Source organism: Pantoea sp. 18069, from assembly GCF_902706035.1.
GTDB lineage: Bacteria > Pseudomonadota > Gammaproteobacteria > Burkholderiales > Burkholderiaceae_C > Comamonas.
This window is the reverse complement of record NZ_CACSJA010000009.1, coordinates 100,229-113,781: the sequence shown is the minus strand read 5'-3', so window position 1 is coordinate 113,781 and position 13,553 is coordinate 100,229. Positions and strand designations below refer to the sequence as shown.

General features: G+C 67.9%; 11 protein-coding genes. All 11 read right to left on the bottom strand.

Features of this window, described 5'->3' with window-relative positions; translation table 11 throughout:
* Positions 1–13 precede the first annotated feature (13 nt).
* Positions 14–1,456 carry a UDP-N-acetylmuramate--L-alanine ligase gene (gene murC, locus GVL12_RS09680; protein ID WP_159913281.1) on the bottom strand — a complete coding sequence of 481 codons (1,443 nt, stop codon included), beginning with the start codon at positions 1,454–1,456 and terminating at the stop codon, positions 14–16.
* Positions 1,453–2,514 carry an undecaprenyldiphospho-muramoylpentapeptide beta-N-acetylglucosaminyltransferase gene (murG, locus tag GVL12_RS09675; protein ID WP_159913279.1) on the bottom strand — a complete coding sequence of 354 codons (1,062 nt, stop codon included), beginning with the start codon at positions 2,512–2,514 and terminating at the stop codon, positions 1,453–1,455. Before murG ends, murC begins: the two co-directional genes overlap by 4 nt.
* Positions 2,511–3,773, bottom strand: a complete 1,263-nt coding sequence (gene ftsW / locus GVL12_RS09670; RefSeq protein ID WP_159913277.1) for a putative lipid II flippase FtsW — start codon at positions 3,771–3,773, stop codon at positions 2,511–2,513. The genes murG and ftsW overlap by 4 nt, the downstream gene beginning before the upstream one ends.
* On the bottom strand, positions 3,770–5,674 hold the full coding sequence (gene murD / locus GVL12_RS09665) for a UDP-N-acetylmuramoyl-L-alanine--D-glutamate ligase (RefSeq protein ID WP_159913275.1): 1,905 nt from the start codon (positions 5,672–5,674) through the stop codon (positions 3,770–3,772). The genes ftsW and murD overlap by 4 nt, the downstream gene beginning before the upstream one ends.
* Complete coding sequence (gene mraY, locus GVL12_RS09660; protein WP_159913273.1) at positions 5,671–6,849, bottom strand: phospho-N-acetylmuramoyl-pentapeptide-transferase; 1,179 nt, start codon at positions 6,847–6,849, stop codon at positions 5,671–5,673. Before mraY ends, murD begins: the two co-directional genes overlap by 4 nt.
* On the bottom strand, positions 6,840–8,255 hold the full coding sequence (gene murF / locus GVL12_RS09655; protein ID WP_200843631.1) for a UDP-N-acetylmuramoyl-tripeptide--D-alanyl-D-alanine ligase: 1,416 nt from the start codon (positions 8,253–8,255) through the stop codon (positions 6,840–6,842). The genes mraY and murF overlap by 10 nt, the downstream gene beginning before the upstream one ends.
* Complete coding sequence (locus GVL12_RS09650) at positions 8,255–9,754, bottom strand: UDP-N-acetylmuramoyl-L-alanyl-D-glutamate--2,6-diaminopimelate ligase (protein WP_159913269.1); 1,500 nt, start codon at positions 9,752–9,754, stop codon at positions 8,255–8,257. Before GVL12_RS09650 ends, murF begins: the two co-directional genes overlap by 1 nt.
* Complete coding sequence (locus tag GVL12_RS09645; RefSeq protein WP_159913267.1) at positions 9,751–11,496, bottom strand: penicillin-binding protein 2; 1,746 nt, start codon at positions 11,494–11,496, stop codon at positions 9,751–9,753. The genes GVL12_RS09650 and GVL12_RS09645 overlap by 4 nt, the downstream gene beginning before the upstream one ends.
* Positions 11,493–11,777: a cell division protein FtsL gene (gene ftsL, locus GVL12_RS09640; protein ID WP_159913265.1), complete on the bottom strand. Its 285-nt coding sequence runs from the start codon at positions 11,775–11,777 to the stop codon at positions 11,493–11,495. The genes GVL12_RS09645 and ftsL overlap by 4 nt, the downstream gene beginning before the upstream one ends.
* A 208-nt stretch (positions 11,778–11,985) precedes the next feature.
* Positions 11,986–12,915: a 16S rRNA (cytosine(1402)-N(4))-methyltransferase RsmH gene (rsmH, locus tag GVL12_RS09635; protein WP_159913263.1), complete on the bottom strand. Its 930-nt coding sequence runs from the start codon at positions 12,913–12,915 to the stop codon at positions 11,986–11,988.
* 14 nt (positions 12,916–12,929) lie between these two features.
* The gene (gene mraZ, locus GVL12_RS09630; RefSeq protein WP_119558796.1) at positions 12,930–13,358 is read right to left on the bottom strand and encodes a division/cell wall cluster transcriptional repressor MraZ; all 429 of its coding nucleotides are present in this window, start codon (positions 13,356–13,358) and stop codon (positions 12,930–12,932) included.
* Between the last annotated feature and the right edge of the window lie 195 nt (positions 13,359–13,553).

Below are 13,553 nucleotides of genomic sequence, written 5' to 3'. Positions count from 1 at the left end.
GCGTCCAATCCGCTCATATCCCGACTTTCTCTTCGACTGGCTGTTCACTCTGGTCCGTCATCCGCACGACCTTGGCCGGCACGGCGCCTATCGAGCCCGCGCCCATGCACAGCACGACATCACCGGCGCGCGCGTTGTCGACGATCGCCTGGGGCAGATCGGCGACGTTCTCGACGAACACCGGCTCGACGCGCCCGGCCACGCGCAGCGCGCGCGCCAGCGAGCGGCCGTCGGCGGCCACGATGGGCGCTTCACCGGCCGCATAGACTTCGGTCAGCAGCACCAGGTCGGCGCCGCCTATGACCTTGACGAAATCCTCGAAGCAGTCGCGCGTGCGGCTGTAGCGGTGGGGCTGGAATGCCAGCACCAGCCGCTGGCCGGGAAACGCGCCGCGCGCCGCAGCCAGCGTCGCCGCCATTTCGACCGGGTGGTGGCCGTAGTCGTCGATGACGCTGAAGCGGCCGCCGTCGCGGCTGGGCAGCTCGCCGTAGCGCTGGAAGCGCCGGCCCACGCCCTTGAAGTTGAGCAGCGCGCGCAGCAGCGCGGCGTCGTCGATCTCGAGCTCCATCGCCACGGCCACGGCCGCCAGCGCATTGAGCACGTTGTGCTCGCCCGGCAGGCTCAGCACCACGTCCAGGTCGGGGTAGGTGCCGTTGCCCGGCTGGCCTTCGCGGCGCACGGTGAAATGCATCTCGCCGCCGCGCGCCTGCACGTTGACGGCACGCACCTGGGCGTCTTCGCTGAAGCCGTAGGTGGTCATGGGGCGCGCGACGCTGGTCAGGATGTCGCGCACCGCGGGGCTGTCGACGCACAGCACGGCCCGGCCGTAGAACGGCATGCGGTGCAGGAAATCGACAAACGCGCTCTTGAGCTTGCCGAAGTCATGGCCGTAGGTTTCCATGTGGTCGGCATCGATGTTCGTGACCACGGCCATGACTGGCAGCAGGTTCAGGAACGAGGCGTCCGACTCGTCGGCTTCGACGACGATGTAGTCGCCCTGGCCCAGTTGGGCATTCGCGCCCGCGCTGTTGAGCTTGCCGCCGATGACGAAGGTCGGGTCCAGCCCGGCCTCGGCCAGCACGCAGGTCACCAGGCTGGTGGTCGTGGTCTTGCCGTGTGCGCCCGCGATCGCGATGCCCTGCTTGAAGCGCATCAGCTCGGCGAGCATCAGCGCGCGCGGCACGACGGGAATCTTCTTCGCGCGCGCGGCCAGCACTTCGGGGTTGTCGGCCTGGACGGCCGTGGACGTCACGACGACGTCCGCGCCCTCGATGTGCTTGGCAGCATGGCCTACGCAGGTGGTGATGCCCAGGCCCTTGAGGCGCTGCAGGCTGGGGCTGTCGACCAGGTCGGAGCCCGAAATACGGTAGCCGAGGTTGTTCAGCACTTCGGCGATACCGCTCATGCCCGAGCCGCCGAGACCAACGAAATGGATGTGGTGGATGGCGTGTTTCATGCGGCCAACTCCTCGCACGCGCGCACCACCGCGGTGGTCGCCTCAATCTTTTGCATGTTCTTCGCTTGTTCTGCGCGCTCCAAAAGCGTGGAGCGCTGCATATTTTGTAGCATATTGGACAACATTTCCGCGCCCAGTTCTCCCTGGGGCAGCAACCATCCACCGCCGGCGTCAACTATGAAGCGGGCATTGGTGGTCTGGTGGTCGTCCACGGCCGACGGAAACGGCACATAGACCGCGGCCGCGCCCACGGCGGCGATCTCGGTCACGGTGCTCGCGCCCGCGCGGCAGACGATCAGATCGGCGTCGGCAAAGGCCTGCGCGGTGTCGTCGATGAAGGGGGTGAGCGTGGCTTCGACGCCCGCGGCCGCGTAGTTCGCGCGCAGCGCCTCGATCTGCGTGGCGCCGCTCTGGTGCAGCACCTGCGGGCGCTGGTCGGCGGGAATCAGGGCCAGCGCCTGCGGCACGACCTCGTTGAGCACGCGCGCGCCCAGGCTGCCGCCGACAATCAGCAGGCGCAGCGGGCCGCTGCGGCCCGCGAAGCGCGCGGCCGGCAGCGGCTGCTGCGTGAACGCCGGGCGCAGCGGATTGCCGACCCACTGGCCCTTGGCGAAGACCTTGGGAAACGCCGTGAAGACGCGGTCGGCGACGCCGGCGAGCACGCGGTTGGCCATGCCCGCGACCGAATTCTGTTCATGCAGCACCAGCGGCTTGCCGGCCAGCACGGCCATCATTCCGCCGGGAAAGCTGATGTAGCCACCCAGGCCGACAACCACGTCGGGCTTGACGCGGCGCACCACGGCCAGCGCCTGCCAGAATGCCTTGAGCAGGCGCAAGGGCAGCAGCGCCAGCGTGACCAGCCCCTTGCCGCGCACGCCCGAGAAAGCGATGGTCTCCAGCGTGAAGCCCTGGGCCGGCACCAGGCGCGACTCCATGCTGTCCGGCGCGCCCAGCCAGTGCACCTGCCAGCCGCGCTCGCGCAGCGCCTGGGCCACGGCCAGGCCGGGGAAAATGTGGCCGCCGGTGCCGCCGGCCATGATCAATGCGGTCCTGCTCATGGATGTCCTCCGCGCATGAGTTCCTTGTTTTCGTAATCCACGCGCAACACCACGGCCAGCGCCACCAGATTCATCAGGATGGCCGAGCCGCCGAAACTCATGAACGGCAGCGTCAGCCCCTTGGTCGGCAGCGCCCCGAGGTTCACCCCCATGTTGATGAAGGCCTGAAAGCCTATCCAGACGGCCACGCCCTGCGCGACCAGGCCGGAAAACACCCGGTCCAGCGCCACCGCGCGCCGGCCGATGTGCATGATGCGGCGCGTGATCCAGAGGAACATGATGATCAGCGTGAGCACGCCGATCAGGCCGAACTCCTCGCCGATCACGGCCAGCAGAAAGTCGGTATGCGCTTCGGGCAGCCAGTGCAGCTTCTCCACGCTGCGCCCCAGGCCCACGCCGAAGATTTCGCCGCGGCCGATCGCGATCAGCGCGTGCGACAGCTGGTAGCCCTTGCCCAGCGCGTGTTTCTCGTCCCAGGGGTTGAGGTAGGCGAAGATGCGCTCGCGCCGCCATTCCGAGAAGCCGATCATGATGACGAAGGCCACCACCACCAGGAACGCGATCAGGAAGAACATGCGCGCGTTCACGCCGCCCAGGAACAGGATGCCCATCGCGATCACCACGATCACCATGAACGCGCCCATGTCGGGCTCGGCCAGCAGCAGCACGCCGACCACCACCACGGCCGCGCCCATGGGCAGCACCGCGCGGAAGAAGCGCTCCTTGACGGCCATCTTGCGCACCATGTAGTCGGCCGCATAGATCAGCACCGCGAACTTGGCGAGCTCGGACGGCTGGAAATTCATGATGCCCAGCGACAGCCAGCGGCGCGCGCCGTTGACCACCGTGCCCACATGCGGGATCAGCACCGCGACCAGCAGCACCAGCGAGACCAGGAACAGCTTGCGCGCCATGCGCTCCCAGGTCGCCATCGACACCTGGAAGGCGAGCAGCGCGCCCACAAACGCCATGGCGATCGACATGCTGTGGCGCAGCAGGAAATGGGTGGGAGCGATCTTGCCGAAGCGCGGGTTGTCGGGCATGGCGATCGACGCCGAGTACACCATCACGACGCTCCAGGCGAGCAGGCCGATCACCATCCAGATCAGCGCCTGGTCCAGGCCCAGCACGCTCGCCGGCGTGACCGTCGGGCGGCGGTACTGCGGCCCGCCCACGCGCACCGGCAGCACATCGACGGCCTTTTCCGACAGGCCGCCAAACCAGGCGCCCAGGCGTTGCGTGATCGAGGCGGCGCTCACACCCAGCCCTCCAGGTCATGGCCGGCGTCCTGCGCCAGCCCCTGGACCGCCAGCACGAACTGGCGTGCGCGGTCTTCGTAGTCCTTGAACATGTCGAAGCTCGCGCAGGCGGGCGACATCAGCACCGCTTCGCCGGGCCGCGCCTGGGCCTGGGCCAGCGCGACAGCCTGGGCCATCGAGTCGGCCGCCAGCAGCGGCACGCCGCTGGCCTCGAGCGCCGCGCGGATCAGCGGCGCGTCGCGCCCGATCAGCACCACGGCACGCGCATAGCGCGCCACGGGCGAGGCCAGCGGCGAGAAATCCTGGCCCTTGCCTTCGCCGCCCATGATCACCACCAGCCGGCGGTCGGCGCCCAGGCCGGTGAGCGCGGCCACGGTCGCGCCCACGTTCGTGCCCTTGCTGTCGTCAAAGAACTCGACTTCGCCGACCACGCCCACGGGCTCGACGCGGTGCGGCTCGCCGCGGTATTCACGAAGGCCGTACAGCATGGGGCCCAGCGCGCAGCCCGCGGCGCAGGCCAGCGCCAGCGCCGACAGCGCATTGATCGCGTTGTGGCGGCCGCGAATGCGCAGCGCATCGGCGGGCATCAGCCGCTGGAAATGCAGGTCGTCCTGGGGCGCCTTGGCACGCTTGCCGGTTTCGTCGGCTTCGAGGGCGCGCACCAGCCAGGCCATGCCGGCGACGACTTCGATGCCGAAGTCGCCCGGGCGGCGCGGCATGTCGCCGCCAAATGTGAGATGCACGCGCTCCTGCGGGCGCTGCAGCTTGACGCGCGTGGGCGCGGGCAGCATCTGCATCACGACCGGGTCTTCGCGGTTGAGCACCATCAGGCCGTCGCCGAAGATACGCGCCTTGGCAGCGGCGTAGGCTTCGACGCTGCCATGCCAGTCGAGGTGGTCCTGGCTGATGTTGAGCACGGCTGCGGCCGTGGGCGAGAAGCCCGTGGCCGCATCGAGCTGGAAGCTCGACAGCTCGAGCACCCAGGCCTGGGGCAGTGTGTCGGCGTCGATATGGCCGGCCAGCGTGTCGAGCAGCGTAGGGCCGATGTTGCCGGCCACGGCCACCGACTTGCCCGCATGCGCGAGCAGCTGGCCGGTGAGCGAGGTGACCGTGGTCTTGCCGTTGGTGCCGGTGATGGCCAGCACCGCGGGCTGGTAGCCATGGCACTGGGCCAGGGCCTGCAAGGCCAGTGCGAACAGATCGAGCTCGCCGCCCAGGCACAGGCCCTGGGCCTGGGCAGCTTCGAGCACGGGCGCGAGCTGCTGCGGGCTCAGGCCCGGAGAACGGTAGACGGCCGAAAAATTCTGGCCGTCGAGCAAGGACGCATCGAATGCGCCGGCGACGAAGCGCACCTGGGGCAGCTCCTGCGCGAGCAAGGCCAACTGCGGCGGCGCTTCGCGCGTATCGGCCACGGTCACCTGGGCGCCCAGGCGCGCGCACCAGCGCGCCATCGCCAGCCCCGAAGCGCCCAGGCCCAGCACCAGCAGTTGCTGGCCCGCGAACGGCAGTTCCTGCAAATCCGCCGCCTGCGGCCAGCCCGCGGGCACGGGCGGCAATTCGGGGGCGGCTTCGGGCTGGGCGGCCTGCGTCACCGTGTCGGCGTCGAACTCGGACTCGGAGGCCGGCGCGGCCACCTGGGCAAAGATCTGCGCGACGAAGGCCGCGGCATCTTCGGCCGCATGCAGGCTGGACAGCGGCGGCACGGGCGCTGCCGGGGCGTGCAGCTGCGCGGCCGCCGTTGCTTCGCGGGCCGCGGGCGCCGGCTCGATCACCGCTTCGGGCTCCACAGACGCGGCGTCCTGCACCGGCGGCAGCGCCGACCCATCAGCCACGGGCGCGTGCACGGGCTCGACCGGCGCCGCGGCGTCGGTGGGTACAGGTGTGAATTCAGGCGTATTCATCGCAGTTTCAGCGTCGACAGGCCGATCAGGCACAGCAGCATGGTGATGATCCAGAAACGCGTCACGACCTGCGTCTCCTTCCAGCCGCTCTTCTCGAAATGGTGGTGCAGCGGCGCCATCTTCAGCAGGCGCCGGCCTTCGCCGTAGCGCTTCTTGGTGTATTTGAACCAGACCACCTGCAGCATCACCGACACCGCCTCGGCCACGAAGATGCCGCCCATGATGGCCAGCACGATTTCCTGGCGCACGATCACCGCGATGGTGCCCAGCGCGCCGCCGAGCGCGAGCGCGCCGACGTCGCCCATGAACACCTGGGCCGGGTGGGCGTTGAACCACAGGAAGGCCAGGCCCGCGCCGGCCATGGCGGCGCAGAACACCAGCAGTTCGCCGGCACCGGAAATATGCGGAAACAGCAGGTAGCGGGAGAAGTTGACGCTGCCCGTGACATAAGCGAATACGCCCAGTGCCGAGCCGACCATGATCACCGGCATGATCGCCAGGCCGTCGAGGCCGTCGGTCAGGTTGACCGCATTGCTCGCGCCGACGATCACCAGATAGGTCATGATCACGAAGCCCAGCACGCCCAGCGGGTAGCTGACTTCCTTGAAGAACGGCACGAGCAGGCCGGCCTTGGGCGGCAGGTCCATCGAGAAGCCCGACTGCACCCAGCGGATGAACAGCTCGAACACCTGCACGTTGCTGTTTTCGGAGATGCTGAACACCAGGTAGAGCGCGGCCAGCAGGCCGATCACCGACTGCCAGAAATACTTCTCGCCCGAACGCATGCCTTCGGGGTCCTTGTTGACGACCTTGCGCCAGTCATCGACCCAGCCGATCGCGCCAAAGCCCAGCGTCACCAACAGCACGATCCAGACAAAGCGATTCGACAGCTCGAACCACAGCAGCGTGGAAATGGCGATCGACAGCAGGATCAGCACGCCACCCATGGTGGGCGTGCCGCTCTTGGCCAGATGGGTCTCCATGCCGTAACCACGGATGGGCTGGCCTATCTTCAGCGACGCCAGCAGGCGGATCACGCGCGGGCCGGCCGCCAGGCCGATCACCAGCGCGGTGAGCGCGGCCATCACGGCGCGCAGCGTCAGGTATTGGAAAACGCGCAGGAAACCGAATTCCGGCGAAAGACCTTGCAACCATTGAAAAAGCATCAGCAGCATGCGGCCTCCGATGCTGCGCTGTTCGTGTCCGCGCAGGCCTGGACGGCCTGCACCACCTGTTCCATCTTCATGAACCGAGATCCCTTGATCAATAGGCTGCCCACCGCGGGCAGCCCTTCGCGCACCGCTGCAAGCAGCGCTGCCATGTCTTCGAAATGTTGCGCCGCACTGCCGCAGGCCGCGGCCGCGTGCGTGCTTTGCGCGCCCAGCGCCAGCACGCGCTCTATACCCCGTTCCCGCGCATAGGCGCCGGCCTCGGCGTGGAACTGCGGGCCCTGGTCGCCGACTTCGCCCATGTCGCCCATCACCAGCCAGCGCGGTGCGGGCAGCTCGGCCAGCACGTCGATCGCGGCGCGCATCGAGTCGGGGTTGGCGTTGTAGCTGTCATCGACCACCGTGATGCCGCGGCCCGCGAGCTGCACGCTGAACGCGCGCGAGCGGCCGGTCACGGGAACGAAAGCGGCAAGGCCCGCGGCAATCGCCGCCAGCGGCACGCCCGCGGCCAGCGCGCAGGCCGTGGCCGCAAGCGCATTGCGCACGTTGTGCCGGCCCGCGATCTGCAGCCGCGCGTCGAACGCGCCCGCGGGCGTGGCGATGCGCACCTGCCAGGCGCCCTGCTCCCAGGCGGCCTCCAGCGCATGGACTTGGGCGCCATGCTCCTGGTCGCCAAACAGCAGGCATTGGCGCGGTTGCGCCAGGCCCTGCCACACAGGCGTGAATTCCTCACCGGCGGGGAACACCGCCACGCCATCGGCGGGCAGCGCCGCGAGCACGCTGCCGTTTTCCTCGGCCACGGCCTGCACGGTGTGCATGAATTCGAGGTGCTCGCGCTGGGCATTGTTGACCAGCGCTACCGTGGGCTGCGCCATCCTTGCCAGTTCGGCGATTTCCCCCGGATGGTTCATGCCCAGCTCGACCACGGCCAGGCGGTGCGCGCTCGTGAGGCGCAGCAGCGTCAAGGGCACGCCGATCGCGTTGTTGAAATTGCCGCGCGTGGCCAGCGCGGCTTCGCCCGCCTGGGCCGACAGGATCGCGGCGATCATCTGCGTGACCGTGGTCTTGCCATTGCTGCCCGTGACGGCAATCAAAGGCAGAGCGAACTGCGCGCGCCACTGGGCGGCGAGCACGCCCAGCGCGGCCAGGCTGTCATCGACTTCTATGCCGGTCAGGCCGGCTTCGGCCAGGCGGCCGGGGTGGGCAATGGCCGCGGCCGCGCCGCTGTCCCGGGCCTGGGCCAGAAAATCGTTGGCGTCGAAACGCTCGCCCTTGAGGGCCACGAACAGATCGCCGGGCTGCAGGCTGCGCGTATCGGTATGCACGCGCGCGAGCAGGGTTTCGCCGTCGCCTATCAGGCGGGCTTGGGGGATCCGGGACTGGATCAGGGCCAGCGCTTGGTTCAGGGTCATCATGACCGTTTCATTCCTTCTCGGGCCGCGAGCGCCGCACGCGCCTGGGCCATGTCGGAGAACGCGCGCTTGACGCCCGCGCTCTCCTGGTATTCCTCGTGTCCCTTGCCGGCGATCAGCACCACGTCCTTGGCGCCGGCTTGGGCCAGCACGTAGGCAATGGCCGCCGCGCGGTCGGATTCCGAATGCAGGTTTGCCGACGGCGACATGCCGCCCAGGATCTGGGCAATGATCGCGTCCGGGTCTTCGCCGCGCGGGTTGTCGCTGGTCACGACCACGCCGTCGGCATGGCGCTGGGCCATTTCACCCATCAGCGGGCGCTTGCTCGCATCGCGGTTGCCGCCGCAGCCGAACACGCACCACAGTCGCCCGCCGCGCTGGCGCGCCGCGGGCCGCAAGGCCTTGAGCGCCTGCTCGAGCGCATCGGGCGTATGTGCATAGTCGACGGCCACCAGTGGCTTGCCGGGTTCGGCGATCTGCTGCATGCGCCCGGGCACGGGTTCGAGCTGGTCGCAGGCGAGCACGGCCTGGTCCAGGCTCAGGCCCAGCGCGCGCAGCGCGGCCAGCACGCCCAGCAGGTTGGCGACGTTGTACTGTCCGACCAGGCGCGTCTTGAGCACATGGCTGTGCGCGTCCTCGATCACGGTGAACTGCAGGCCTTCGCGGCCCAGGCTGATGTCCTTGGCCTGCAGGCGCGCCGGGCCCTGGGTGGACACGCTCCACACATCGAGATCGCGCGCCTGCAGGCTGGCCCACAGACGCGCGCCATGCGCGTCGTCGACGTTGACCACCGCAGCCTGCAGACCCGGCCAGTCGAACAGCGCCTTCTTGGCCTGCCAGTAGGCATCCATGTTCAGGTGGTAGTCGAGGTGGTCCTGGGTGAAATTGGTGAAGATCGCCACGCGGATGCGCGTGCCCGCGAGCCGGTGCTCGGCCAGGCCTATCGACGAGGCTTCCATCGCGCAGGCGGCCACGCCCGCGTCCACGTAGTCGCGCAGCACGCGCTGCAGGCGCACCGGGTCGGGTGTGGTCAGGCCGGTGTCTTCGAGCCTGGGCGGCACGCCCACGCCCAGCGTGCCGACCATGGCGCAGCCGCGCCGGCCGTCGAACGCGCGCTGGGCCAGCGCATGCGCGAGCCACCAGGCCGTGGTGGTCTTGCCGTTGGTGCCCGTGACGGCCAGCACCTGCAACTGCTCGCTGGGTCGCTCGTACCAGAGCGCCGCGATCTCGCCGCTCGCGGCCTTCAGATCGGGCAGCGCGGCAATGCGTTCATCGGCGAAATCAAAGGCTTGTACGCCCTGGGCCTCGACCAGGCAGGCCGCGGCGCCGCGCGCCAGCGCCTGGGCCACATGCGCACGGCCGTCGGTGGCCGCGCCGGGCCAGGCGATGAAGGCGTCGCCCCTGGCGACCTGGCGGCTGTCGGTCTGCAGCCGGCCCGTGATCCGGCCGCGCAGCCATTGCACGGCCTCTGGCGAAGATGTCAGTTGAACAATACTCACAGCGACTCCTCCACCGGGTTGGCGACGATCTGGGGCACCACGGCCACATCGGGCTGCACGCCCATCAGCCGCAGCGTCTGCTGGACCACTTCACTGAACACCGGCGCGGCGACCGTGCCGCCGTAGATGCTGCCCGCGGTGGGCTCGTCGACCATCACCGAGACGATCACGCGCGGCTTGTCCACGGGCGCCAGGCCCGTGAACCAGGCGCGGTACTTGCCCGACGCATAGTTCTTGCCGACCTGCTTGCGCGCCGTGCCCGACTTGCCGCCCACGGAGTAACCCACGGTCTGGGCCTTCTGGCCCGTGCCGCCGGGGCCGGCCGCGAGCGCCAGCATCTGGCGCACCTGGTTGGCCGTGCGTTCGGAGAAGATGGGCACGCCCACGGGCGGTTCATTGCGCTTGAGCATGGTCGCGGGAATCACCCGGCCGTCGTTGGCGAACACCGTGTACGAACGCGTCATCTGCAGCAGGCTCGCCGACAGGCCGTAGCCGTACGACATCGTCGCCTGCTCCACGGGCCGCCAGGTCTTGTAGGGACGCAGGCGGCCGCTGGCCGCGCCGGGGAAGGCAATCTGCGGCTTCTGGCCAAAGCCGACGGCCGAGAAGCCTTCCCACATCTGCTGCGCCGTGAGCTGCTGGGAAATCTTGGTCGTGCCGACGTTGCTCGACTTCTGGATAACACCGGCCACCGTCAGCAGGCCGTAGTTGTGCGTGTCGGAAATCGTCGAGCCGGTCACATTGATGCGCCCGGGCGTGGTGTCGATCGGCGTGTCGGGCTTGAACTTGCCGGTCTCGAGCGCGATGCCTATGGTGATGGGCTTCATCGTCGAGCCGGGCTCGAACACGTCGGTGATCGCGCGGTTGCGCAGTTGCTCGCCCGTGAGGTTCTTGCGCTTGTCGGGCACATAGCTCGGGTAGTTGGCCAGCGCCAGCAGCTCGCCGGTGCGCGCGTCCATCACCACCACGCTGCCGGCCTTGGCCTTGAAGGCCAGCACCTGCTCGCGCAGCTTCTGGTAGGCGAAGTACTGCACCTTGCTGTCGATAGACAGCTGGATGTCCTGGCCATCCATGGGCGGCACTTCCTCGCCCACGCCTTCGACGACCCGGCCCATGCGGTCCTTGATCACGCGGCGCGAGCCGGCCTTGCCGCCGAGCTCCTTGTTGAACGCCAGCTCCATGCCTTCCTGGCCCTGGTCCTCGACATTGGTGAAGCCGACGACGTGGGCCGCGGGCTCGCCTTCGGGGTACTGGCGCTTGTATTCCTTGCGCTGGTAGATGCCCTTGATGGCCAGCGCCTTGATCTGCTCGCCGATGTCCCAATCGAGCTGGCGCTTGATCCAGACAAAGGTCTTGTCCTCGTCGGCGAGCCTGGCATCCAGGGCGGCCGGGGTCATTTCCAGCAGCTTGGCCAGTTGCAGCAGCTTGGCCCGGACTTCGGGGTCTTCCTTCTCTACGTCCTCGGGAATCGCCCAGATGCTGGCCGCGGGCACGCTGGACGCGAGGATCAGGCCGTTGCGGTCGAGGATGCGGCCGCGGTTGGCGGGCAGCTCCAGCGTGCGTGCAAAACGCACTTCACCCTGGCGCTGGAAGAAATCATTGCCGAACACCTGCACATAGGCCGCGCGTGCCCCAAGACCCACGAAGCCCAGCGCCAGCATGGCGACAATCATCTTGCTGCGCCACAGCGGCGTCTTGCTCGCGAGCAAGGGGCTGGAGGTGTAGAGCACGCTGCGCGTCATTGCGCGGCCTCCGAACGGGCGTTGTCCTGCACGTACTGCGTGATGGCCGGCGTGGCGGAATGCATCTTGAGCTGGTCGCGCGCCAGGCTTTCGACGCGCTGGGGCGTGGCCTGGGCGCGCTTTTCGACTTCCAGGCGCTGGTTTTCGGTCGCGAGTCGGCGCGACTCGTTGACCGAGCGGTCCAGCTCGGTGAACAGCCGGCGCGACTCATACTGCGTATGCACCAGGAAAATGGCGCTCGCCATGACGGCCAGCAGCAGCATCAGGTTCAGGCGCAGCATGGCCGGCCTTTCTGCACATCAGTTATCCATGCCGCCTCAACCACCCACAGCCCCTGAAACTGGCGTGCCCCAACACGGGGGCAGCGAGCAAGGGCCGCCCCGCAGCGAGGCTGCCGTGCCTGGGCGGCCCCCCCACCTCCACCGAAGGATGAGAGGGGGAAGCGGGCTCGGCGCCTGCCGCGTGAGCCGCTCAGGGGGTGGCGCATTTTCATGCAGCCACCTCGGTGCGTTGGGCCACGCGCATCACGGCCGAGCGCGAGCGCGGGTTGGCCGCGACTTCGGCCGCGCTGGGCTTGATGCGATCGAGCCCGACCAGACGCATCGGCGTCGGCGGCGCGAACGGCGCGCGGCGGTCGAACACTTCCTTGGAGTGCTTGGCGATGAACTGCTTGACGATGCGGTCCTCGAGCGAATGGAAGCTGATCACCACCAGCCGGCCACCGGGCGCGAGCACGCGCAGGCTGGCCTCTAGCGCCTGCTCAAGCTCCTGCAGTTCGGCATTGATGAAAATCCGAAGAGCCTGAAATGTGCGGGTGGCGGGGTTCTGGCCCGCCTCACGCGTGCGGACGGCGCCAGCCACGAGCTCGGTAAGCTCGCCGGTGGTTGCGAGAGGGCCTTTTTCCTGGCGCCGCGCAACAATCGCCTTTGCAATAGGCCCAGCAAACCGTTCTTCGCCATAGTCACGTATCACCTCCGCAATCTGCTGCATTTCCGCGTCCGCGAGCCATTCGGCCACGCTCAGTCCACGCGTGGTGTCCATGCGCATGTCGAGCGGCGCGTCGAAACGGAAGCTGAAGCCGCGCTCGGGCGTGTCGATCTGGGGCGAGCTCACGCCCAGGTCCATCAGCACGCCTTGCACGCTGGCGGTGGGCAGATCAGCCAGATGGCTAAAGCCCTCGTGCTGAATGGAAAAACGCGCATCGGTGATGCGCGCAGCTTCCTGGATGGCCTCGGGATCCTTGTCGAAGGCCCTGAGCCTGCCCTGCGGCCCGAGCCGTTCAAGAATGCGCCGGGAGTGACCCCCTCGGCCGAAGGTGCCGTCTACCCACTCGCCCGCGGGAGCCTCGCCTGCTGCGCCCAGCAGTGCATCCACCGCTTCGTCGAGCAGTACCGTAATGTGTTGGAGGGGCTGGTTCAATCGCACGCCCTTTTTTAGAAAGCAAAATCCTGGAAAACGTCGGGCATCTGGGCCTGCATGGCCTGTGCCTCCTGGGCGTCATAAGTGGCTTTGTCCCAAAGCTCGAAATGGTTGCCCATTCCGAGCAGCACGGCGTCCCGCGTCAGGCCTACGGCCTGGCGCAGTTCGGGCGAGATCAGCACGCGGCCGGTCCCGTCCATGTCGACGTCCATGGCATTGCCCAGGAAGATCCGCTTCCACCATTGCGCGGACATCGGCAGCTGGGCGATGCGGTCGCGAAACAGCAGCCACTGCGGCCGGGGGAACAGCATGAGACAACCATGGGGGTGTTTGGTGATCGTGACCTGTCCTTCGGCCATCTCGTTCAAGGCGTCACGATGCCGGGTCGGCACGGAAAGCCGACCCTTCGCGTCGAGACTGAGCGAAGAGGCCCCTTGAAACATGGAATTGCCCTTGGACTGGCTGCCTGCCGTTCACCGCCGAAAACCGCCGGGAATGGCAAGTTTCACCACTTAATTGCACTTTTTTCCACTGTAGCAGCAAATCGCGGCGAGGCCACAGGGGGTGTGACAATTATTTGCAATGAAATCAAGGACTTAGAACGCAATCCAAACCGGCCCTTGGGGAAAAACTCCTTG